Origin of the sequence: Bacillus sp. 5mfcol3.1, assembly GCF_900114335.1 — a bacterium.
In the GTDB taxonomy this organism is placed as follows: domain Bacteria; phylum Bacillota; class Bacilli; order Bacillales; family Bacillaceae_G; genus Bacillus_A; species Bacillus_A thuringiensis_S.
In genome coordinates this window covers 1,564,916-1,587,020 of record NZ_FOST01000002.1, presented here as the reverse complement: position 1 = coordinate 1,587,020, position 22,105 = coordinate 1,564,916, and the positions used below count along the sequence as shown (strand labels likewise).

The window sequence follows — 22,105 nt, the reverse complement described above, 5'->3', positions numbered from 1 at the left end:
AACCCATACCCCTTTTCTGTTTATTTAATACAAGACTCTATCCAGTCTGTATCACTTCTAAACTTTTTGTTTATTCACATTCCAAACAATTTCACTTTTTACAAGGAATATCCTTCTCTTATAAAGATTATTAACATATTCTTTACAACTAAAAAGTAGTTTAATATTAACTTATAAATTTAAATTTATTTATGCAATAATGCATATTTGATAAATACTTTAAAAAACAGTTTGAATAAAAAGCATTCAAAGAAAACCGTGCAACAAAACAGATACAGTCTAAGACAGAAATAATAAAAATCAAGATGATAACTCGACTTTTCCCGTTTCCATAACTGTCTTTATTTTTGTGTAAAACCTTTCTTTCTCTGAATAATACGTACAAAAATAGATTGGATACCATGTAGGCACCAATCTATTTTAATTAAAGAAACTGTGTCAATTCTGAGTTCACAATACGTTGTGCAGTAATGATAACACTGTCAGCTGTTAGTCCATAAACACTATATAGTCCACCAGGTTGATTAGGAACAATTTGAACTTCATATTCAAATGCTTGTCCAAGAGCAGGATGAACTAAACTTAGAGTTGCAAAAGTAGAAGCATTAGAATTTACATTGAAGTTTACCTGTTCAATTAATACTAATGAACCGTCAAGTCTAAAAACTCTAGCTACTCCAGTAAGTGGGCCAGCAGTACGGTTAAGGATTTTTACCCTAACTCTATTTGCATTAGCAGGTTGATTTCCTACGTTTTCAATTGGTCCTGTAGTAAGAGCCATATAACATCACCTCCATTATATTATTATTATATTCAATCACAAATATTAACGTTATAATCTAATTACCCAATTTATTTAAAATAAAAAGAAGCTCCAAATTCTATTATATTTAGATCATAGATATTAAACTTAATAAAATTAAATGCAGGAACATATTTGATATGTTCCTGCATTTTTAATGTGGGTACCGCTACATAGTCATCTAGCTAAGATTTTGAAGTACTTCAAAATCAAAAATCTCATCTCAGTTTTCTATGGGAATCCAGCGAACAGCTTATTTACATAATTTTCATTACTGGAAGTGAATACCAATAACTAAGCGTATTACTATTCTTTAAATGAGTAACAGTTCTAAAATTGATTTTTAATAGAAAAAAAGGGTTACAGATTCGATTGTAACCCTTTTTCCAAATATTTTTTGTTTTATACGATTTCTATAATGATTACAGGACTGAAGTATGATTCAAAATAGCGTTAATTATATTATTCCAATCGTCACAGTGAATCTCGTGACCCGATCCTTCTAAGGGTAGTAACACAGCATGCGGTATTTCATTAACAAGAGCAAGACCATGCTCGTATGAAAGCACTGTATCTTCTGTACCATGGATAACCAAAGTAGGTATATTGATTTCTTTTAATCTCCCCTCATAAGAATCCTCACCTTTAAGAAGGGAATGATTAAACATACTGAGTAGATTATTTGCCCGTTTTATTTCGTTTTCTACCTGCTTATAAGCCCTCTTCTTATCGAATTTATGCTTTGAACCACAAAGTAATGCTGATCCTGCAACCAAGTAATTTGCAACAGATTCTTCATCCGACCAATTTAGTTTGGCCGCATTAGTATGGTAAGCGAGTATCTTTTCATCGATAGGAGGCAAATTTCGGTCGTTATCTTCAGAACCAAAAATACCTGATGCAATCAAAGTTATACTTATAACTCTCTCAGGGTTCCTTAAGGCTACAATTTGAGCAATCATTCCACCCAATGACATTCCAACAATATGTGCTTCGTCAATATGATATGCATCGAGTACCCCAATCGCATCATCAGCCATATCTACCACAGTATAGTGGGAACTCCCCGGTTCATAAGTAGTTGACCGTCCGACATCTCTATTATCATAACGAATAACATATCGGCCCGTATCAGCTAATTGTTGACAAAATTCCTCATCCCAATAAACCATTGAACACATGGCTCCCATAATTAGTAAGACTGCTGGATCTGCTGAATTTCCAAAGCTCTCTGTACATATATCAATTTTATTAATTTTAATAATCTTTTCAGTCATGATTAACTCCTCATTTCATTCGTATTTAGTTAATAAAAAAGACACAACCAAATAAACCCACACATTTTGAAAAAAATAGTCAGGCATAACGAATTGTGTTTAAAATTAACGTAAACGAATGAACTTGATAATCATGTTCAACACTCTCCTATATAATGAAAATAAGGATAAAACCCTTATTTTCATTATAACATAGCTCTATCAGTAGTAATATAGGTTCATTTCTTCTTATTTTATAGTTAAAAAAGTAATTTTTACTGTATGAATCTGCACTCTTAGTTGAAGAAAAGACGATGTATACAATATCCAAACCTAATTAATATAACGTCTCATTATCAGTAGTTAATACATCTAGAAGTCTAAAAAATATCCTCCAGTTAAGTACTCTGGAGGATATTCATATTTACATAATCATTCTTACAAGAAGCCACACAAAATGAAACCTCTTTAGTACCCAAAAGGCTTACTCTTATCTATTAATAACTGTACATCGTCTTGCTCCTCTACAGATTAAACGCTCGGCTTCTCTTAATGAAATTGGAACAAGTACAGCTTCATCAACATCGTCTTCTACATCAAAAACCGCAAATGCTTCCCCACCTACGATTAAAACACAAATGAATTCTACTTCTAAATCATCATGAGAACTAGGAATACAATTGGAAATAGTACAACGTTGAATACCCCCTGCTAACAATGTTCTAGCTTCTTGCTCAGATATTCGAATAAAAACAAATTCCTCTATGGCTACATTTCCAACTTCCACTTCAATTTCTACTAGAAGAAAGAATCTGTTTCTAATTCTCACTATACAATTTGCTCCAATTGAAATAATATCTTCATTCATTCTTTTCACCTCCTTTAATACTATAAAATTCACAAAGAGGTGAAATGGTGTGGACAAGCAAACAAAAAAGTTGTTTTTTTGAAATGTGAGACATCAGTTAACAACTATCATCAAAAAAACAGAAAAAATACCCTACACAACAGGAAGTTTTCTCTGTTTTTAGTCTGTATACGATATTCAAAATTAGTTAACCTAACGTCTCATTATCAGTAGCAATGAAAAAGGAGAATCCTGCTCTCACAAGTGAAACTTCTTTTTTAGTTCTATGAATCTATACATTTTTTATACATTCCTATCCTAACGCGGTTTTAGTGTTCTTGTTTGTTACTGGATTAGCAAAAAAACTGTATAAAATCTTTCATACTCTTAGCGTGTTTTTTCAAAAATACTGGCATCCCCCAACTTGTGCTTTCTTATGGATATTTCTTGATCCCTTATTAAAACACTCTCCGGTTCTTTGTCTATCTTTAAGAATAAACTCTGCTTGTTTATTTCAAGTTCTTACATCGAGGATTTACCTTCTCCCAAAGCCAAACAAACAATTCAGATTACATGCCTATATCAAACTAAACATTCAATCTTTATCCAGTTTGTAAATAAAAAAGGACAATTAGCCCCATAATGGACTAACTATCCTATAAATTATTATCTAAATTCAATAAAGTGAAACTTTAATCAGTGGGGGTTTTGTTCATCCCCACTGATTATCAGCCCTCACCAATCGTGCTTTTACGGGCAGTTAATCCCCACCTAATTTCTTTGCTTCCGCTGAATTTCGAGGTGAGGGTCTTACTTACTGCCCGGCGAATAGCGGGATAAAACCAGAACTTCTTTTCCTATGTATCATTACTTCGTTACCTCACCAAACTGCGCTCTCGTCACTTTCGCCAAGTCATCTACTTTAAGCTCAATTTGTATTCCAATTTTCCCGCCACTTACTATCATCGTTTCAAGTGATTGGGCACTTTCATCAATACATGTAGAAAATAACTTCTTCATTCCGACTGGTGAACAACCGCCACGAATATATCCTGACACTTTCGTAATATCTTTCACAGCAATCATTTCAATCTTCTTTTCACTTACTGCTTTTGCGGCAGCTTTTAAATTTAGTTCCTCATCTACCGGAATAATAAACACATGATAATTTTTACTATTCCCTTGAGCGATTAACGTTTTATATACTTCTCTCACTTCTCGTCCAATTTTCTCGGCTACTGATACGCCATCAATTTTCCCATCGTCTGGATCATATGACATCATCGAATATTCAATTTTTTCTTTATCTAATATTCGCATCGCATTTGTTTTATCTTTTTTCATAACGTTCTCCTTAAAAGGTTATTTCATATTATTAAGTTTTATTATACACCCTTTTCCATTTCTCCTACATAACTTCACGTATATTTCAAAACTAAAAATATTGATAATTCAAAAATCATCTGATATAATTTGGAAAAACTTATGTTAAGGAGAGATTTGTAATGCGAATTTTTAATACTTCTTTCCAACTTCATCATCATACGTAACGCCGTGTATCCGAAGAAAAATTTTTCTTCGTGGGTACAGGGCTTTTCCTGTTGACCCACGAAGCGTTCATAAAGCTATGTGGGTATTTTTATACCTGCATAGCTTTTTTTAATTTAAAAAAGGAGTGATTACAATGGAAATGAAAAATGTAAAAGGGACAAAGGACTATTTACCAGAGGAGCAGGTACTACGAAATAAAATTAAAAGGGCTTGTGAAGATACGTTTGAACGTTATAGCTGTAAACCGTTAGAAACACCAACGTTAAATATGTATGAGCTTATGTCTTACAAGTACGGCGGTGGCGATGAAATTTTAAAAGAAATATATACACTTCAGGATCAGGGAAAACGTGAGCTTGCCTTACGATACGATTTAACTATTCCATTCGCAAAAGTTGTGGCAATGAATCCGAATATTCGCCTCCCTTTTAAACGTTATGAAATTGGGAAAGTATTTCGAGATGGGCCAATTAAACAAGGAAGATTTCGTGAATTTATACAATGCGACGTTGATATAGTCGGTGTAGAATCAGTCATGGCAGAAGCAGAACTCATGAGCATGGCGTTTGAGCTGTTCCAAACATTAAACTTAGAGATAACGATCCAATATAATAACCGAAAATTGTTAAATGGTATTCTTCAGGCCATTAACATCCCTACTGAATTAACAAGTGACGTCATTTTATCATTAGACAAAATCGAAAAGATTGGGATTGATGGTGTACGAAAAGATGTATTAGAGCGCGGAATTTCTGAAGAAATGGCTGATACGATATGTAATACTGTATTATCTTGTCTAAAGCTTACAATTGCTGACTTTAAAGAAGCTTTCAATAACCAACTCGTTGCCGATGGCGTAAACGAATTACAACAATTACAGCAATATTTATTCGCTCTCGGAATAAATGAAAATACGATATTCAATCCGTTTTTAGCAAGAGGACTCACAATGTATACTGGTACCGTATATGAAATCTTTTTAAAAGATGGATCGATTACATCCAGCATCGGTAGCGGCGGCCGTTACGATAACATTATCGGAGCATTCCGTGGTGATAATATGAACTATCCAACAGTCGGTATTTCATTCGGTTTAGACGTTATTTATACAGCACTATCACAGAAAGAAACGATATCATCTACCGCGGATCTATTTATCATCCCACTCGGGACAGAATTACACTGCTTACAACTTGCCCAGCAATTACGTTCTACCACTTCCTTAAAAGTCGAACTAGAACTAGCAGGACGCAAATTAAAACGTGCCCTTAATTATGCCAATAAAGAGAATATCCCTTACGTGCTTATTATTGGGGAAGAAGAACTTAGTACAGAAACCGCTATGCTGCGAAATATGAAGGAAGGTAGTGAGGTGAAGGTCTCCCTTTCTTCTTTAAGTAGTTATTTATAATACGAACCACCCTCGTTTGGGTGGTTTTTCTATTTTATAGATAATCAATAATTAGTTTACATAAAAAAATTATAATCTACTTAAAACTAAAAATATATAATATCCAATTACCTGTTATTTTTAGTAATATATAGATATATATTGTTTTAGGAGGATTTACTTTGAAAACTTACATACAAGCACTAAAGTGGATCACAGGAATCTATCACCTTTTATTAATTCCTTGTTATTATTTCCAAGTCTTGTTAACCTATATGGGATACCTTTACTACTATTGATTACTTTACATATCACTACTTTTTTATTAGCTAAACAAGCAGGCATGAATACGTACACTCATTATATAGGTATTATCGTTACTCTAGTTGCCTTCTTTCCTTATATAGAAATCCTTCTACATATTATAGCAGCCATTTTCCTTTTATTAGATGCTGCTTCTATGAATGCAAAAGAAGTTTGTGATTCATAGATGGATAAAATGAAACTTTAATCCATAGAGTTTTGAGATAGGTTGGCAAAAAGGATTTACTTTTTAAGTAAACCTTTTTTCATTTTTAATTACTTTCCTTACTCAAGACTAATAAAAGAATATTCTGTTTAATTTTTATAAATTTCTAAATATTTATAATACATTCAAATTAACATACATTTTAGTTATGTAAAAAATCTAAGTTTTAAGGAGATGAATCCATGCTGAAAAAGTTGGTAGCAGGTGCATTATTAACTGTTTTGTCGTTAACTGGAGGACTGGGATCAGTATCAGCTAGTACCGAAAAAGATTATACGATTTCCTCTTTCGAATATGTAACTGTAGATGAAAAGACTGTTGATTCGTTTAACAAATTGAGTGCTCCATTAAAGGAAGACGTAAAAATAACGTTAGTTCTACCGAAACAAAATCAAAATGGAGACTGGTTATCTTATGGATTTTCGAGCAAAGAAAGTTTAGAGTCTTTTATTGAAAAAGATAAACAAAGGTTGAATAATTCAATCACTCCCCTTGGTGTTGGAGGAAGCGGACCTGGTAGTACAGACTTCTATAAACTCACAAATCAAGGTAGCGAGTATTTTTCTCTAAGTAGCGGTTATAAAAACTTGTCTGCTAGTTGGCAAAATCAAATTGTTTCTGTACGTACAGCATCCCCTACCGCTAGCTATTCAACAACACTATGGGAACGTACTTCAACTGAAGGATATGGAAAAGGTGTTGTTTTTAAACATGCTGATTGGTATGGTCAAATTGCAAACTTAAATAACTTTCCAACTTCAGCAGTTGAAGTTAAAAAGTAAAAATATAGAAATAAAAGGTGTTTTCACGTATGGAAACACCTTTTATTTCTACAACTATTTCACATATCTCGTCTATACCAATTTCAACTCTTAATTATTATCTTTCGTATTCCTACTCTCCAAAACCTTCTCCATATTATGAGTTGCCCATTCCATCATTAATAGAATCATTGGACGAAGAGATTCACCAAGATCAGTTAATGAATATTCTACTTTTGGCGGCACTTCACGGTATACTTCGCGATGTATGATGCCATCTGCTTCAAGTTCTCTCAGCTGCAGTGTTAACATTCTTTGTGTGATATTTGGTTTTAATCTTTTTAATTCATTAAACCGCTTTGTACCATCTAATAAATGATACAAAATTACCCCTTTCCATTTCCCTCCAATCACCTCAACCATAGCTTCAACTGGACAAGAATATTTATTTAAAAATGGGTAATTTATATTATTTTCGTTTGGACAATCCATAATAAATCCCTTCCCTTAACATTAGTATCTTTTTTGATACTATACCACATAAATGTGCGTACTTGTATCTATGTTACTTTAAAAATATAATTTACTTACAAAAATAATTTCATGAAAAGAGGAACTTTTATGACAAATACAAAAGAAATTACAAAAGAAAAAATTATGGAGGCTTTTCATTTCAGACATGCATGTAAAGAATTCGATCCTATGCACAAAATTTCAGAAGAGGATTTCAAATTCATTTTAGAAACAGGCAGATTATCTCCTTCTTCTTTTGGATATGAGCCTTGGAAATTTATTGTCGTACAAAATAAAGAATTAAGAGAAAAACTACAACCGTATTCATGGGGCGCTGGTGGGCAACTTGCAACAGCTAGTCATTTTGTTATTGTTCTTTCAAGAAACATTAAAGATATGCATTATGATGCAGAGTATATTAAATATATGATGAACGATATTATTGGATTGCCTGAAGACACTCAAAAAATTAGATATGAATTCTTTAAAAAGTTCCAGGAAACAGATTTTAACTTATTACAATCCGATCGTGCTGTATTTGATTGGGCATCCAAGCAATCTTATATCGCTTTAGGTAATATGATGACGAGCGCAGCTCAAATCGGTATTGATTCTTGTCCAATAGAAGGATTTGATAAAGAGGAAGTAGATTCTTTACTTCGTCAAGAAGGCATTATACAAGGCGATAATCTTGAAGTATCAGTTATGGTTGCCTTTGGTTACCGTAAAGAAGAGCCAAAGCGTGATAAAACAAGACAGACTATGGATACAATTGTTGAATGGATTAAGTAATATAGCACAGACAAATAATGCTCCTAATAGCTGTATACTCATACTAAAGAAGAATCAATTGTTTTCTTACGTATGAATTTGGTTTTTCATGGAAAGATATGTTAGTATGTATACAGTTTGAGTGCTCTATTTTTAGAGTCGAACAGGAGGAGAATGAATATGTCTGATATTGAAGTTGGCGAAGTGTTTACTCTTAGTGATGAGAATAACGAAGAGCAAGAAGTAGAAGTACTTGGAGCGATGGATGTCGAAGGCGCAGAGTATATTGCAGTTGCCTTTGTTGAAGATATCCAAACAGAAACTGAGGAAGACATTGATATTTTCTTTTTAAAAGTAGAAGAAGATAATGAGTTTTCATACATTGAAAATGATGAAGAGTTTGATAAAGTATCTGCTGCTTTTGATAAGATTTTAGATGAACAAGAACAAGAGTAAACACGAGGGGGATGCATATCCACCCTCTTTTTTTATTCATCACTCATTCAGTGATTTATGCAGTAACTCCAGTGCATCTTTCATCGCAAAAGGTCCATCTTTTTTAACATGCTCCGCAAATTCTGAAACGAGACGTAATGTTCTCACACTTTCGATTGGATGTTCTCCTGATGCACTTTCAGCTGAAAGCATAACTGCATTCGTCCCGTCCAGTACAGCTTGAAACACATCAGTCACCTCTGCTCTTGTTGGAATAGAATGATCTACCATAGATTGAAGCATTTGTGTTGCTGTAATGACATATGTATTCGTTCGATTACATTCCTGAATCATCATTTTCTGTAAAAGCGGAATGCATTGATACGGTAACTCTACTCCTAAATCGCCCCTTGCAATCATAATTCCATCTGCTTCTTTACATATATCTTGAAAATTCTCGATTGCTTCCATCGTTTCTATTTTTGCAATTAAATTAGGTGACGTTTCTTTATACTGTTGTATAAAATCTCGTATTTCTTTTATATGACTAGGTTTTCTTACGAAAGAACATGCGATAAAATCAACATTCTCCTCTAAAAGAAACTGAATATCTTTTTTATCTTTCTCTGTAATAGCTGGTAAACGAACAGCCGCATCTGGTAAATTAACTCCTTTATGAGATGAGATATTGCCACCTGTTTTTACCTTCGTTTCTATTTTGTCCGTACTTATCTTTTCAACAATTAATTCAACTTCTCCATCATTAATTAAAATTCTACTGCCTACTTTCACATCATTCGCAATTCCTTCATAATCAACACTCGCTTCTGTATTACTCCCTGTAACTGGTTGTGTATGTAAAATAAAAGAATCTCCGGCCTGAAGTGTAATTTGCCCTCCTTTCACTTCACCTAATCTTATTTTAGGTCCTTGTACATCACCCAAAAATTTAATAGAGTCATCTAATGATTTCACTAAACGAATGATGTCTTTATGACTTTCATGCGTGCCATGCGATAAATTCAGTCGAACAATTTTCATACCATTCTTTATTAACTGTGCTAATGTTTCTTTATTATTACTTGCGGGTCCAATTGTACAAATTCGATCGATTGTCATTTTTGTCACCATCCTTTTTTTAATAAGTTTCCCATATGAACTTAAAAATAACAGAGATTCTGACATGAATAGATTTAAATTTACATGAATTTCATAAAATTAAACCTGTATCCCTTGCTGGCTAAGCATTAGAAGATATATTCGCTTTTTTGCAAATGAAGACATGTTGAATCGAAAGTAAAAGAAAAGTTAAGTATGGGATAAACCATTGAGAGTTTCGAAATTTTCATATATTGTATGAATTGAGTTCGAACTCAAAAATTTAAAAAGGTGGGAAAATTAGTGAATATGAAAAAATCTTTATCGGTGACAACTTTAGGGTTAGCGGTTTTAGGTTTTGGTTTTACTAATAACGCAAGTGCTTCAGAGGTCGATACTGTAGACAGGCAGCCCGTTTTAGTTGACTTTGATACAATTCAATCAACAAAAACATCTAGTGTTCCTAGTTTGACTGTTGCAGCTGCACCTAAGAATGACTCTAACATTAGCGTATATACTCCCTTTTTTGGTAACCCATATGCAGTTGCGAAATCGAAATCAACTACGACCGAAGACTATGTTTATGCAAAAGCAAGAACTTTCAATGGCGATGGCTCATTAGTAAATACGAAAAGTAATAGTGCAAAAAAATCATCCTTTGTAAGTGCTACAGCGACCAACACAAGCATTTATTATGGAGATGATTACGCTATCGGTAATCATACCTATAAATTAAGTGGTTATAATGATGTGAATCACGAAACAAAAGCCTTCTGGTAAGAAAGAGAAAAAAGATATGCATCTTGCATATCTTTTTTCTCTAATACTTTACATATATTGAGGTGCTATTTATGAAACAAATATATATTATTATCGGTGTTTTACTCATTTCATTACTTACAATTTATATTTTGTTCAATACTTCAATCATACAACCTCATCCACCTTCTAAAGAAAATAAGAGAGAGCAACAAACCAATACTATTTCTTACGGATTGAAGGATAATCAAGGCCAACATATTAACAACGGTAGTACAATTACTAGTGAGGATAATAAAATTAATGTATCATTATCATTCGTACATACTATTAACGAAAACCGAAAATATGGATTAATTGTTCTAGAAGATTACGAACAAAAACCTTTTAAAATAGAAGATACTACTAATGAAATATCACACTATTTTTTTGATATGAAGCCAAACAGTTCAATGACTACGAAAATCTCTTTACACACTTCTCCTAATGCAAGTGAATTAACCTTTTTAATAATTAAAAAACCTGAATACAAATTAAAAGATAATAACTTAAATAAAGCAGCTATTTTAGAAGACATTCTAAGTATGCGATACTCAATGCATCCTCCTCAGAAAGAAAGCGAAAAAATAAAACTCTCCCTTATAGATCCAGATGCTATTTTAAAAGATGGTCTTTACGAACCATTATTTGTTACGAACCGTGAAGAGAACTTACAAACTGTCTTCTTTGAAAAGGAAGGCAAGCAATTAACCCTATCAAACGGTAATGAAACGAATGATGAAATGACTTACGCAATCGTGGCTTTTAAAGATTGGAAACAAGTTGAAATATTTAACAATAGAAAAGTCGTTTATACTAAAGTTGCACCTGAAACGAGGCAAATCTTTAATTTCATATTGCCTTCAGTGGATCAGGAAAGTAATTTTCAACTCGTCGCTTTTCCATTTCCTTTTAAAGTTAGCGAAGAAGATTATGTCAGTCAACAAGCATTCAGTTCTTTTCGCATCGTAATTGAAAATGAAAATAAATAAGTTATACTATGCACAGTATAACAACCAAAAAAGCCTACTGACACGAGTAGGCTTTTGAAACTACGAAAGTTTCGTCAATAACTGATTTAAATCTTTTTTCGTTTTCGTCGTTAAAGATTTCATTTTATTAATATCGATTTTTTCTTTCTCCGCTCCTACAATTAACGGATACATACTTTGACCGATTGTTTTAGAATCCGTCGGATGTGATGCCTCTAGCTCTTTTTCAATCACATCCCACTTTTCATTAATTTGTTTGCCAAGCTTATTCACTGTTTCCAATTTCGGATTAGCAGCTAACTGCTTGTCCAAGCTATCAATTAATGCTACAACTTCTTTAACATTCGTTTTCACAGCAACACTTTTCTTCGGATCTTTCGTTGTCTTTCCGTTATTGTTTGTGCTTGTACTTGTACTTGTACTTGTGCTTTGATCTGTTGTTTTCCCGCTAGTCGTTTGATCATTCGTTTTTCCTGTCGTCTCTTTTTCTTTTGTTTTTACATTTTCGTTTTGAGTTGACGTTTTGCCGTTACTTTCTGTCCCTGATGATTCTTTCGTATTTTTTGCATCCTTATCTGTTTTTTCATTTGAAGAAGTATTTGTTTCTTTTTCAGTATCTTTCGTTGTTTTTGACGCTTCATCTGCACTTGTCGTTTTTGCTTCTCCATCATTTTGCGCAGTTACTTGCTCTTTCTTTTCCGTTTCTTTATCTGCTGAAGGACTACAAGCTGCCATAGTAAGCATTGTACCAATTGTTATCGATGCGATAGCGACCTTTTTCATTTTCATATAAATCCCCCTATGTTTTACATAATTTATCCTCCCCTTTACGATTCGATTCCCCCTTAAAAAATCCCTTTTCATACGAATTATCATCTTTCCGACAGTAATCTTCATAATAATACGTACAAAAACTGATAAACTCATTTTAATATTCGAGTTTCTTCTACTTCATTTTTCTACTTGCAAGTAAAAGAAAAAGAGTATATTGTCACATTAAGAATTACTATCTTCATATGACGATATACTCTTCTATCAAATTTTTATCTTTCTTGACATTTTATTTATACAAAAAAATAAAATTTTCTTTCGTTTTTTGTTTCTCAACATTTGTTAACATAATATTTTTATGAATAACCACCATTCGAGTGAATGACTTGCCCAGTAACCCATTTCGCTTCTTCACTTACTAAAAAAGAAATTAAGCGCGCAGCATCCACCGGTTCTCCTACTTTACCTTGCGGGAACTTCCATACTAAATGATGCTTCAGCTCCTCTGTAATCCATCCTGTATTCGTCGGTCCTGGATCTACAGCATTCACTGTAATCCCCTTCTCCATCGCAACTGGTGCTACTGACTTTGTAAATGCTTCAATTGCCCCTTTCGTTGCTGCATATGCTAGTTCATCTGGCATTGGACCTACTGACTGTCCTGAAGTAAGATTAATAATACTCCCGCCCGTTTTAAGTGAATAATGTTTTATAAACAATGAACTTAATAGCATAATAGCCCGAACATTAACTGTATAATGTTTATCCAACTGCTCTACATCTAATTCCTCAATTCTCGTATGAGTAGAATATACTGCATTATTAACTAGAATAGATGGATCACCTAACCGTTCTGATACCATATAAAACAAACGATTTGGCGAATAAGACTGCGATAAATTGATTTCTGCCATTTCACATCGAACATCGTAACTTTCAATTTCCTTTTTCAGCAAAAAGGGTTCTTGATCACTCATTCCCCATGGCATCGCTTTATCATACTTTGGCCAGTACGTGAAAAAAATGTCTATCCCCTTTTGAGCAAGCACCTTGCATACAGCTGCACCAATTCCATTCAGACGAGTTGCCCCTGTTACAATTGCTATTTTCTTCACCTTTTTCTCCTCCATCTATACACAGATCCCCTGCATGAATACAGAGGATCTATCTTCTTATTGAATATTTGACAGTATACGTTCAGCACCTAATTTTAACATTTTAATAAAGATATAATTTACAATCGTAAACATTACAAATAAAACGATAAACATAACCCACAGTCCGACATGAAGGAAGAAGTATAATACACTTACTCCCCCCACAATAATTAAAGCTATTAAAATATTAGCTAAAAAATTCCATAAAGTTGTATATCGACTTTTAAATAATTTCTGCTCTGTATCCCAATGAATATCTGCAGTTTGTGCGTCCCAGCGTGTTCCAATTAAATTAATTAACAGTAACCCGTTCGCACTTAGTAAAAACCACAGTATCATAAAGACTGGAGAAATCCCAGCTACAACTGCCATCGTAATACCGAATACTGCTAAAATGATTACATTAATTAACCAAGCAGTGATTGCTTTCGCAAAAAAGATATCCGCAGCCTTTACTGGTAAATAACGATTCACAAACCAAGAGTTTCCATCTCGCGAAAATGACGTTGTTGCAATGACGTTACTCCCCATTAAAAATAACGATGCACAAAGGCCAACACCTATTGCAAATCCCGTTGTCTCTGGATTGTTAATATACTCTGTAATAAACTTTAAATTTCCATCTTGCACAAATAAAATAAAGAACAACATAATTGGCATAACGAAAGTTTGTACAATGCAATTTAAGAAAAATTGTGGTGTACGGAATAACGTTTTAAATTCTTTTTTCACATACGCTTTTAAATGCGAACTTTGTACTGTTGATTTCTGTAAACCTTCCGCCGAAATAACTTGTTTCTTTGCTGTACTCGTTGAAAGTCCAATAACCCCTTTTAAATATGTACGCTCTGCTATGTAATAAAACAACACAAAGAAGACAAATGAAATAACTGCAAAGATTATTACATATAAAGGTCCCTTCCAATTTGCATTTTCTACTAATGCCACTGCTCCAAAATATGTAGTTGGAAAATAATTTGTCATTTGTACTAAAAGAGAAGATTGATTATTTACAAGGTATTCCGCAGCCCCATCTCCAGAAAACGCACTTTTATTTCTCCACTGCATAAATACGTTAATTCCTACAATAAATAATATACTTACGATTCCAATAAATATATTTCCTCGATCTTTATTTTTCGCTATATTTGTATACCTCATAATAATTGTCATCAGTAACGAAGCTAATACTAACGGCACGATTGGGAAGAGTAAGTAAATAAAAATCATATATATGTAATATGTAATAAATGCGCCACTTTTTAAACCGTACGTAATGAAGATTGGTAATAAAATAAATGAACTCATTACGTATTGTGTAATTAATACCGTTAAAAATTTTGCCGAAATAATTTGCGCTGGTTTTAATGGTAACGGCAGTAACATTTCAATATCATTGCTGTAGTAAAATACAGTTAAAATGTTCGTTATACTCATTAAAAATACCCATATACTCGCAATCGCAAGTCCCATTGCAATAATCATTCCCGGCCCTTGCCCTAATTGTTTCAAACCTTCATACATTCCGTGCGTCATCGAACCAAATATTAAAAATCCAACAAATAAAATAGCTGCAAATGAAAATAAATACGCCCATCGCTTCTTCTTATCTGCTATAAAATCTGCGTAATTTAACTTTAATAGTACCTTCGTTAACGTCCAAATTTTACTCATTGCCCGTCATCTCCAAGAACATTTTTTCAAGTGATTCATTGGATTTAAAATGATCTCTCATTTCATCTAAATTTCCTTTAAACTGCAAATTCCCCTTATTAATAATAGCAACCCGGTCACATATTTTTTCCGCTACTTCTAATACGTGCGTAGAGAAAAATACAATCTTTCCTTTATCCGCATGTTCTCTCATCATTTCTTTTAAAATATATGCAGATTTCGGATCAAGCCCTGTTAACGGTTCATCTAAAATCCATACATCTGGTTCATGCACGAGCACACCAATAATAACGATTTTTTGTCTCATACCGTGCGAATAACTTTGAATTTGATCAGATAATGCATTATAAAGATCAAACTTCTTCGCTAAAGACTCTATTCGTTCTTGTCTTACTTCCTTCGGCACTTCATACATATCAGCCATAAAGTTTAAATATTCAATTCCTTTTAAACGTAAAAACATATCTGGGCTATCCGGCACATAACCAAACGTCTTCTTTGCTTCCATCGGCTCTTCCATAATATTTTTTCCATTAATCGTAATAGTCCCTTTGTCCACCCCGTGAATGCCAGTAATCATCTTAATTGTCGTGGATTTACCCGCACCATTTGGTCCTAAAAATCCAAAGATTTCGCCGCTAGGTACAGATAAACTTAAATCTTTTACTGCATAAGTAGACCCATTATAACTTTTTGACACATTCGTAATTTCAATCATTCCATCCAATCCTTTCCTTAATTACCAAATAACTATATTGATATTATAGCATACTTCCATTTTAAGATTTTTACATTTTTCAGTTTATTTAACCTTTAAAATAAATATACACCCCTAATCCAACAACTAAAACGACAGCTAGTATAATATAAATCATTGTTAATCGTTTAATATTCCCCTTTGTCGCTTTGCTATAATTTGCATCACCATTCCGCCCAATTAACACCGTCGCAATGACAGTAATCACTACAAGTAATACAACGATCATGATCCAAGTTAGCATTTCTTCCTCCCCCTCCTTACAACCATTTTACAATATTATCCTCTTTATTTCGCAGCATATTTCCTCTTTTTACTATTATTATGAAGCAAACTGGAAAACTATTATTACCATTCCTATCCAATTGTGATATATTTGTAACATAACGTGACTTATTTCTAACAACGTAAGGAGGACCTATCATGAAAACAACTTGGATAAAATATTTAGGATTTCTCGGTTTCTTCGGTTTCCTCGGATTTTTTTATGAAAAAGGATTGTTTACTATGTTCTGTTTCTTCTCCTTTTTCACATCGTATAGAACAGTTCAACACGATGAACTGTTTGAACAAATTGTCAATAAATCGTGTCGCAATGCATTTATCGTTACATTACTAACTACCGCTATCATTATATTTATTGAAATGTTATTTCCAAACCCGGCGCTACAAGAAATTGATATCGCTCTTATTTTCGGCACACTCATTCTTACGTTCGGTTTTTCTATGTTCTTTTATGATAAACCTGTTGATGAAATGGAAGATGCGCCATGGCGTTCGTAACGAAGATAAAAGAATACCGCGCAAAATTGAACATGACACAAGAAGATTTAGCGAAGCAAGTTGGTGTACGGCGTGAAACAATTAGCCACCTTGAAAAAGGTAAGTATAATCCTTCATTGCAACTCGCTCACGATATAGCGAAGGCACTTCATAGTACGATTGATGAGATTTTTATTTTTGAGGATAAATAAAAAATACCGTCATTCTTTCCAAGAAGAATGACGGTATTTCTCATAGATTATCCATATAAAACCGCATGAAATACGCCTAATAGTAAGTATTGATCCTCCATGTAATCTCCATCATATGCATTCATCTCGATGTAATACATATCTTCCTCAAGACGAATGTTCCAATCTGCGATTAAATAGCCTTTTCGTAATAATTTTCCCATTCCAAATGAAGTTTTATGAACAACATATTCTTCTGCCTTATATGTAAAGGTAAATATAAAATTTGCATCCAATAACTTTCCGTCACATACAAGTATTTCATGCTCTGCATCATTATTATCGATGTACGTTACTAAAATCTTTCTTTGGCGCTGCCTACTTACATCCTTTGCAATGACGCGAATATTGCCCTTACTATCCTTTATTTCATAAATGATATTACTACCAATTTTCGGAATGAAGTCCAGCACTCTCATCAACGTATTTTTATAATAACCCCGTACTACGCCTACTTGCTCACTTCCATTATAAAACTCTATCGGCGTCGTATCTGCTTTGCTATCACACGGTCGTTTGTAAGAGAGCTGCATCATTCGCTCTCCTCTTAAGTACTGATCAAACGTCACAGGATATTCTATCATGCGCAGTTCTTTATTTAGCTCATACAAATAGTGTTGAACACTCTCTATTAATGTTGTAGTAGATATAAGCTCTTGAAGTTCAAATTCTTGCCAGCTGGAAGAAACATTCCATTGATTATGATCCTCTTCATAGAAGAAACCAAGAATTACCTCTTCACGGTCAGCCGTTTCATATTTCATAGGTACGTTCTGCCCGTGTTGAACTTGTTCCATCCACTGACCTAAATAAATGCCCAGCTCCGCAACCTTCATACATGATTTTTGAAAAAATACGCTGTCACTCGCGCAAATCGTTACATCTCCTTCGATAAAGCCCTTTGAATAAGCATCATACCGTGGCTCATCCTTCTGCGGGAGATTCTTGTCTAACTCAAATAAAAACTTTAACATTCTTTATTCACCTCTAGTTGTTACACTAATCATACATGACATCGCATCACGCTAGGAAACTATTTATATACGCATATTTAATTCACGCATTATAACACGTGAATGACCTTGTATAGTAGCTCTATTTTTTTGTTCTATATCTTAGTATATGAATTTATATGAGCGATTTTTCAAATATATCTATCGCAACTTACAATATATCAACGATTTTTCAAATATATCTATCACAACTTACAATATATCAACGATTTTTTCAATATATCTATCACAACTTACAATATATCAACGATTTTTTCAATATATCGATTTTTCGACAAATATCAGCATGATTAAAATGAAGCTACCTTTTCTTCCGCCACTTCTACAATTTCTAAAATTTGTAGAAGACTCTCCACTTCATAAGTCGGGTTAACATCTGTCCCGTTTTCTTTCAAACTCGGATTATACCAACACGTATCAATGCCGTAATCTTCTCCGCCTTTCATATCAGAAGTTAACGAATCTCCAACCATTAGTACGCTTGATTTATCAGTAATCCCAAACTTCTCAAACGCATAATCAAAAATCTCACGTGCTGGTTTTTGATGACCAACTTCTTCAGAAATAATAATGTGATCAAAGAAATTACATAAAGGCGAATTTCCGATTCTTGATTGTTGCACCTTCGTATATCCATTCGTAATAATACCTAACTTGCAATCTTGTAGATTTTCACATAATTGTACTGCGCCTTCTATAAGATGTACTTCCTTCCCTAAATTTTCAAGGTATACATCACTAAATTGCTGCGCATCTACGTCTATATTATGAATTGCAAATAATTGTCTAAATCGCTCTACGGCTAATTCACTTAGCGTAATCATTTTATTTTCTAAATCTCTCCATAATCCATTACTAATCTCTTTATAACTTGCAAGATAATCATTATACCCTGTAGACATACCAAACTGTACAAACGCATTATGTAATGCGTGTCTTTCCGTTTTTGGGAAATCTAATAATGTATCATCTACGTCGAATAATATAACTTTGTATTTCATGATGTTTTTCTCAACTCCTATATTCTCATAGCTTAATTATAACAACAATAAGAAAGGGAGGCTAATTAAAACCAGCCTCCCTTCTTTTTACTTTTCTTCCAGCAGTAACTCTTTCATTTCCTCTAACGACTCTTTCGTAAAGCCAAGAGCCCTTTCAGCGTATGCTTCAACTGATCCGTATTGCTTTTGAATTTCACCAATCGCAGCTTGTAAATATTCGGCGCGCGCTTCAAACATTGCACCTAATATCGCTCTGCTCTCATCGTTTTGTAATTTCGCACCTAAAAAGGCCATCATTTTTTCATTTAACTTTTCACGGAATCCGTTACTTAATAAGTAATCTTCCATTACCGTTTTTTCCGGTACGCCTAGTAAAAGTAATAATAATGCTGAACCAAATCCAGTACGATCTTTTCCAGCTGTACAGTGGTTTACTAACGGTAAGTTTTCCGGGTTTTGCGCTAAGTTTAAGAAGCTCACGAATGCCTCGTTGCCACTTACGAAATCTTGATTCATTTTCACAAGATACTCACCTGGTTTTCCTAACATTGAAAGGTCACCAACTTGGAAAAACTCATTTATATTTAAGTCTTTCGCTAAGTCTTGCATAACTGGTAAGCACACTTGACGAGCACCTGTAATTTCTGGATTCGGCTTATGCTTCACTTCAAAGTCTGTACGGTAATCACAAATTAACTTTAAGCCAGACTTTTGTAAATACGCAATATCCCATTCTGTTAGTCCTGCTAATTCTTCAGAACGGTATAATTTGCCCCATTTCACTTTACGGCCTTCAGTCGTTTCATATCCTCCCATATCACGGAAGTTAAACGCGCCTTGTAATGGCAGTCTACGCTCAGCTACTGTTACTGCTTGTCCATTACTTCCTACTAATCTAAAATATGGACGTTCATTTTCACTCGGGTTTTCAATTGTATATGATAATTCTCCATTTACCGTTGCAAGTAATTCTCCAGTTTCTTCAATATGTTCTGGTGAAGTACTCCAATAAATACGAACTTCTTCTATATTATTTTCCCATTTTATTTGTAACGTATTATCTTCATTTCTCTCTACAGTTGCTTGTAACCAATGTCTTTGCTGCTCCATTCTTTCACCAACGCTTTCTCTTATAGTCAAATCTTACTCTATTTTATTATAGGAATAACTACTTTGTCGTTCTCATTTTTCTTTTTATCTTACAAACAGGCGAAAAGTTCTTTTACTTGTTCAAAATTTGTACACGGGTTCCCACTAGATGTGTCCCAGGGTATATCTTAAAACTCCCTCACATACCGCTCAGTACAACTCAGCAGCTGACATCCGTTCTTTTCAAAAACATCCTTCATCCACTCATTTTGTACATTTGTCTCACCAATATAATAAGATGCACCTATTTCCTTTAAGACAAACATCGCACCTGCAAATAGTGCAGCTTCATATCCCTTGTTACGTATATTTGGAGTAACTGCGAAGTACATAAGTTTCCCTTCTTCTAACGTACCTCTTTCAATATGCGGGATTACAATTCCTATCGGCTCTTCATCGACACTCGCTGTTAAGCAATGTTCTTTCCATTGCTCACCAATTTCTTGTAGCATCATATGCACAAATTGATCATGAGCGACTGGTTCTCCCGTCGCTTCATTCCACAGTGAATAAAAAGCCTCTTCCCCTACTTCTTCAATTAACTTAAAATCAACTTCACTTTCTACATCTTCTACTTCGTATATATCTTTAAATACAATCATGTTTTCAGTAATATATTCAAATGAATACGTTTCAAAACATTTTTTATACACATCATAATTTGGACTTTTTGAAGAGATTTCAAAATGTAGTTTTTCTAATCCATCTTTTTCAGCTTCAGCAACGCAATATTGCAACATCTCTTCTAATTGCTCTTCTGTAAAAATCTCTGCATTATTTTCTTTTATCATAATAGAAGAAGCACTTCTTCTTATTTTAAAATGTTTTTCTAACTGTTCTATCGTCGTCATATTCTTCCCTCATCTATATCATACTCGAATTTCTAATCGTTCTCCTTGCATGAGCAGGATTGTCCTTGAATATATAGAATACTAGAAAAGATCGCATCTTTAAAGTGCGGAGGAGGTTCTCCAGTGGATATTACAGCATTGCAACAACAGTTAGAGCTTATACAACAAAATGACTATACGCAACTGCAACATATAGACGTAAATGAGTTAACTTTGAACATGCTTCAGTATATCGGAACGACTGATAGCTACGTTCGTTACCAACTTATATATAAATGTTTTGCGCATTTCATTCATCATGAATTCCTTATGGACGATCAGCTGAAATTACTTCTGCAAACTTGTTTAAGTGATGAGTATTTATATTGTGACATTTACTCCCCACATACAGATGGGGTTTTCACACGTTCTTACACTGTTTCGTTAATTGCGTTAATACTCCAATTCGCTAATTCGCACTACTTTTGTACAGAGGAGGATATCGAAGAAATAAAAAATAAACTCATTACTTACACAAACTTAGAAACAGATTTTCGGGGCTATATCGAAAATAAAGGATGGGCTCATTGTCTTGCTCACGTATCTGATGCCTTTACTGAAATTGTTCATAATACGTATACCACTTTTGAATGGTACGAAGAATTAATTCATTGTTTATTAAATAAAATCTTTATTCCATCTGACCTTTTTCATAATAACGAAGATGAGCGCATCGTTACTCCATTACTAGCAATGCTGTATCATGATTTTCCTCAAAACGAGTTAATTTCTATTATTCAAAAAAAAATAAAAAGGCTTCCTCAAATTAGAAAACGCCTTTCGCTTACTGAGTATTGTATTTTATGTGCCAATATTAAAACCTTTTTACGCACATTATTTTTCAGAACGAAAGATGACCATAACTTAGCCTTTACAGCACGTAAAACAGAAAGAATGTTAAAAGAACTTCCTAACTATTATTAAATACAAGGAGCAA

Annotated in this window: 24 protein-coding genes and 1 pseudogene; 10 read left to right on the top strand and 15 right to left on the bottom strand. The window is 33.7% G+C overall.

The features are described from left to right. Positions 1-424: 424 nt before the first annotated feature. From BM089_RS17630 to ybaK, 4 genes are all read right to left on the bottom strand, one after another. On the bottom strand, positions 425-781 hold the full coding sequence (locus BM089_RS17630) for a hypothetical protein (RefSeq protein ID WP_001229424.1): 357 nt from the start codon (positions 779-781) through the stop codon (positions 425-427). 443 nt (positions 782-1,224) lie between these two features. Continuing rightward, complete coding sequence (locus BM089_RS17625) at positions 1,225-2,079, bottom strand: alpha/beta fold macrolide esterase (protein WP_016512553.1); 855 nt, start codon at positions 2,077-2,079, stop codon at positions 1,225-1,227. A gap of 469 nt (positions 2,080-2,548) precedes the next feature. Beyond that, positions 2,549-2,926, bottom strand: a complete 378-nt coding sequence (locus BM089_RS17620) for a hypothetical protein (RefSeq protein WP_090977571.1) — start codon at positions 2,924-2,926, stop codon at positions 2,549-2,551. Positions 2,927-3,772: 846 nt separating this feature from the next. After that, positions 3,773-4,249, bottom strand: a complete 477-nt coding sequence (ybaK, locus tag BM089_RS17615; protein WP_000710852.1) for a Cys-tRNA(Pro) deacylase — start codon at positions 4,247-4,249, stop codon at positions 3,773-3,775. A 340-nt stretch (positions 4,250-4,589) separates the two neighbouring features. On the opposite strand from ybaK, the gene BM089_RS17610 reads away from it, so the two are divergent. The 3 genes and pseudogenes from BM089_RS17610 (at position 4,590) to BM089_RS17600 (ending at position 7,157) form a co-directional block, all read left to right on the top strand. After that, on the top strand, positions 4,590-5,867 hold the full coding sequence (locus BM089_RS17610; RefSeq protein ID WP_090977569.1) for a histidine--tRNA ligase: 1,278 nt from the start codon (positions 4,590-4,592) through the stop codon (positions 5,865-5,867). Between the two features lie 161 nt (positions 5,868-6,028). Next, positions 6,029-6,336: pseudogene (locus BM089_RS17605) on the top strand (hypothetical protein). Between the two features lie 221 nt (positions 6,337-6,557). Next, the gene (locus BM089_RS17600; protein WP_000914418.1) at positions 6,558-7,157 is read left to right on the top strand and encodes a hypothetical protein; all 600 of its coding nucleotides are present in this window, start codon (positions 6,558-6,560) and stop codon (positions 7,155-7,157) included. A 90-nt stretch (positions 7,158-7,247) separates the two neighbouring features. Here BM089_RS17600 and BM089_RS17595 read toward each other — a convergent pair whose 3' ends face one another. Continuing rightward, complete coding sequence (locus BM089_RS17595; RefSeq protein WP_000340576.1) at positions 7,248-7,628, bottom strand: winged helix-turn-helix transcriptional regulator; 381 nt, start codon at positions 7,626-7,628, stop codon at positions 7,248-7,250. A 129-nt stretch (positions 7,629-7,757) separates the two neighbouring features. Between BM089_RS17595 and BM089_RS17590 the strand changes: the two genes are divergently transcribed. Continuing rightward, positions 7,758-8,441 (top strand): NAD(P)H-dependent oxidoreductase, encoded by a 684-nt coding sequence (locus BM089_RS17590; RefSeq protein ID WP_000185605.1) that lies wholly within the window; start codon positions 7,758-7,760, stop codon positions 8,439-8,441. 153 nt (positions 8,442-8,594) lie between these two features. Then, positions 8,595-8,876, top strand: coding sequence for a DUF1292 domain-containing protein (locus BM089_RS17585; protein ID WP_025118598.1), 282 nt, complete (start codon positions 8,595-8,597; stop codon positions 8,874-8,876). Positions 8,877-8,915: 39 nt separating this feature from the next. Here BM089_RS17585 and BM089_RS17580 read toward each other — a convergent pair whose 3' ends face one another. Then, on the bottom strand, positions 8,916-9,974 hold the full coding sequence (locus BM089_RS17580; RefSeq protein WP_139213279.1) for a pyruvate kinase: 1,059 nt from the start codon (positions 9,972-9,974) through the stop codon (positions 8,916-8,918). A gap of 282 nt (positions 9,975-10,256) precedes the next feature. Between BM089_RS17580 and BM089_RS17575 the strand changes: the two genes are divergently transcribed. Both BM089_RS17575 and BM089_RS17570 read left to right on the top strand, forming a co-directional pair. After that, positions 10,257-10,733, top strand: coding sequence for a hypothetical protein (locus tag BM089_RS17575; RefSeq protein WP_001056360.1), 477 nt, complete (start codon positions 10,257-10,259; stop codon positions 10,731-10,733). Positions 10,734-10,804: 71 nt separating this feature from the next. After that, on the top strand, positions 10,805-11,743 hold the full coding sequence (locus BM089_RS17570; RefSeq protein WP_000810149.1) for a hypothetical protein: 939 nt from the start codon (positions 10,805-10,807) through the stop codon (positions 11,741-11,743). Positions 11,744-11,803: 60 nt separating this feature from the next. Here the strand turns inward: BM089_RS17570 and BM089_RS17565 are convergent, their stop codons facing one another. The 5 genes from BM089_RS17565 to BM089_RS17540 all read right to left on the bottom strand — a co-directional run bounded on the left by BM089_RS17565 (position 11,804) and on the right by BM089_RS17540 (position 16,346). Next, entirely contained in the window at positions 11,804-12,532 is a 729-nt protein-coding gene (locus tag BM089_RS17565) for a hypothetical protein (protein WP_090977565.1), read from the bottom strand. A 338-nt stretch (positions 12,533-12,870) separates the two neighbouring features. Beyond that, complete coding sequence (locus tag BM089_RS17555; RefSeq protein ID WP_090977657.1) at positions 12,871-13,629, bottom strand: SDR family oxidoreductase; 759 nt, start codon at positions 13,627-13,629, stop codon at positions 12,871-12,873. 57 nt (positions 13,630-13,686) lie between these two features. Beyond that, complete coding sequence (locus tag BM089_RS17550) at positions 13,687-15,345, bottom strand: putative ABC transporter permease subunit (protein WP_090977564.1); 1,659 nt, start codon at positions 15,343-15,345, stop codon at positions 13,687-13,689. After that, entirely contained in the window at positions 15,338-16,063 is a 726-nt protein-coding gene (locus BM089_RS17545) for an ABC transporter ATP-binding protein (protein ID WP_000570204.1), read from the bottom strand. Before BM089_RS17545 ends, BM089_RS17550 begins: the two co-directional genes overlap by 8 nt. Positions 16,064-16,151: 88 nt before the next feature. Next, entirely contained in the window at positions 16,152-16,346 is a 195-nt protein-coding gene (locus BM089_RS17540) for a hypothetical protein (RefSeq protein WP_000958863.1), read from the bottom strand. Between the two features lie 179 nt (positions 16,347-16,525). Between BM089_RS17540 and BM089_RS17535 the strand changes: the two genes are divergently transcribed. Both BM089_RS17535 and BM089_RS17530 read left to right on the top strand, forming a co-directional pair. After that, the gene (locus BM089_RS17535) at positions 16,526-16,885 is read left to right on the top strand and encodes a DUF3796 domain-containing protein (protein WP_000859208.1); all 360 of its coding nucleotides are present in this window, start codon (positions 16,526-16,528) and stop codon (positions 16,883-16,885) included. Beyond that, a complete protein-coding gene (locus BM089_RS17530; protein ID WP_000896294.1) occupies positions 16,873-17,076 on the top strand; it encodes a helix-turn-helix transcriptional regulator in 204 nt (67 codons plus the stop codon). Before BM089_RS17535 ends, BM089_RS17530 begins: the two co-directional genes overlap by 13 nt. Positions 17,077-17,123: 47 nt before the next feature. Here BM089_RS17530 and BM089_RS17525 read toward each other — a convergent pair whose 3' ends face one another. The 4 genes from BM089_RS17525 to BM089_RS17505 all read right to left on the bottom strand — a co-directional run bounded on the left by BM089_RS17525 (position 17,124) and on the right by BM089_RS17505 (position 21,129). Continuing rightward, on the bottom strand, positions 17,124-18,089 hold the full coding sequence (locus tag BM089_RS17525; protein ID WP_072939108.1) for a tubby C-terminal domain-like protein: 966 nt from the start codon (positions 18,087-18,089) through the stop codon (positions 17,124-17,126). A 329-nt stretch (positions 18,090-18,418) separates the two neighbouring features. Then, a complete protein-coding gene (locus BM089_RS17515; protein ID WP_090977561.1) occupies positions 18,419-19,129 on the bottom strand; it encodes a YjjG family noncanonical pyrimidine nucleotidase in 711 nt (236 codons plus the stop codon). 87 nt (positions 19,130-19,216) lie between these two features. After that, positions 19,217-20,239, bottom strand: coding sequence for a tyrosine-protein phosphatase (locus tag BM089_RS17510; protein WP_090977560.1), 1,023 nt, complete (start codon positions 20,237-20,239; stop codon positions 19,217-19,219). A gap of 167 nt (positions 20,240-20,406) precedes the next feature. Further along, positions 20,407-21,129 (bottom strand): GNAT family N-acetyltransferase, encoded by a 723-nt coding sequence (locus BM089_RS17505; protein WP_090977558.1) that lies wholly within the window; start codon positions 21,127-21,129, stop codon positions 20,407-20,409. 123 nt (positions 21,130-21,252) lie between these two features. Here BM089_RS17505 and BM089_RS17500 point away from each other — a divergent pair, with 123 nt between their 5' ends. Further along, the gene (locus BM089_RS17500) at positions 21,253-22,092 is read left to right on the top strand and encodes a DUF2785 domain-containing protein (protein ID WP_000355455.1); all 840 of its coding nucleotides are present in this window, start codon (positions 21,253-21,255) and stop codon (positions 22,090-22,092) included. Positions 22,093-22,105: the final 13 nt, after the last annotated feature.

Excerpts from the sequence above, each read along its gene's own strand:
- BM089_RS17630 (WP_001229424.1), bottom strand. The coding sequence starts at position 781 with ATGGCTCTTACTACAGGACCAATTGAAAACGTAGGAAATCAACCTGCT.
- BM089_RS17625 (WP_016512553.1), bottom strand. The coding sequence starts at position 2,079 with ATGACTGAAAAGATTATTAAAATTAATAAAATTGATATATGTACAGAG.
- BM089_RS17620 (WP_090977571.1), bottom strand. The coding sequence starts at position 2,926 with ATGAATGAAGATATTATTTCAATTGGAGCAAATTGTATAGTGAGAATT.
- ybaK (WP_000710852.1), bottom strand. The coding sequence starts at position 4,249 with ATGAAAAAAGATAAAACAAATGCGATGCGAATATTAGATAAAGAAAAA.
- BM089_RS17610 (WP_090977569.1), top strand. The coding sequence starts at position 4,590 with ATGGAAATGAAAAATGTAAAAGGGACAAAGGACTATTTACCAGAGGAG.
- BM089_RS17600 (WP_000914418.1), top strand. The coding sequence starts at position 6,558 with ATGCTGAAAAAGTTGGTAGCAGGTGCATTATTAACTGTTTTGTCGTTA.
- BM089_RS17595 (WP_000340576.1), bottom strand. The coding sequence starts at position 7,628 with ATGGATTGTCCAAACGAAAATAATATAAATTACCCATTTTTAAATAAA.
- BM089_RS17590 (WP_000185605.1), top strand. The coding sequence starts at position 7,758 with ATGACAAATACAAAAGAAATTACAAAAGAAAAAATTATGGAGGCTTTT.
- BM089_RS17585 (WP_025118598.1), top strand. The coding sequence starts at position 8,595 with ATGAATATGTCTGATATTGAAGTTGGCGAAGTGTTTACTCTTAGTGAT.
- BM089_RS17580 (WP_139213279.1), bottom strand. The coding sequence starts at position 9,974 with ATGACAATCGATCGAATTTGTACAATTGGACCCGCAAGTAATAATAAA.
- BM089_RS17570 (WP_000810149.1), top strand. The coding sequence starts at position 10,805 with ATGAAACAAATATATATTATTATCGGTGTTTTACTCATTTCATTACTT.
- BM089_RS17565 (WP_090977565.1), bottom strand. The coding sequence starts at position 12,532 with ATGAAAATGAAAAAGGTCGCTATCGCATCGATAACAATTGGTACAATG.
- BM089_RS17550 (WP_090977564.1), bottom strand. The coding sequence starts at position 15,345 with ATGAGTAAAATTTGGACGTTAACGAAGGTACTATTAAAGTTAAATTAC.
- BM089_RS17545 (WP_000570204.1), bottom strand. The coding sequence starts at position 16,063 with ATGATTGAAATTACGAATGTGTCAAAAAGTTATAATGGGTCTACTTAT.
- BM089_RS17540 (WP_000958863.1), bottom strand. The coding sequence starts at position 16,346 with ATGCTAACTTGGATCATGATCGTTGTATTACTTGTAGTGATTACTGTC.
- BM089_RS17535 (WP_000859208.1), top strand. The coding sequence starts at position 16,526 with ATGAAAACAACTTGGATAAAATATTTAGGATTTCTCGGTTTCTTCGGT.
- BM089_RS17530 (WP_000896294.1), top strand. The coding sequence starts at position 16,873 with ATGGCGTTCGTAACGAAGATAAAAGAATACCGCGCAAAATTGAACATG.
- BM089_RS17525 (WP_072939108.1), bottom strand. The coding sequence starts at position 18,089 with ATGTTAAAGTTTTTATTTGAGTTAGACAAGAATCTCCCGCAGAAGGAT.
- BM089_RS17515 (WP_090977561.1), bottom strand. The coding sequence starts at position 19,129 with ATGAAATACAAAGTTATATTATTCGACGTAGATGATACATTATTAGAT.
- BM089_RS17510 (WP_090977560.1), bottom strand. The coding sequence starts at position 20,239 with ATGGAGCAGCAAAGACATTGGTTACAAGCAACTGTAGAGAGAAATGAA.
- BM089_RS17505 (WP_090977558.1), bottom strand. The coding sequence starts at position 21,129 with ATGACGACGATAGAACAGTTAGAAAAACATTTTAAAATAAGAAGAAGT.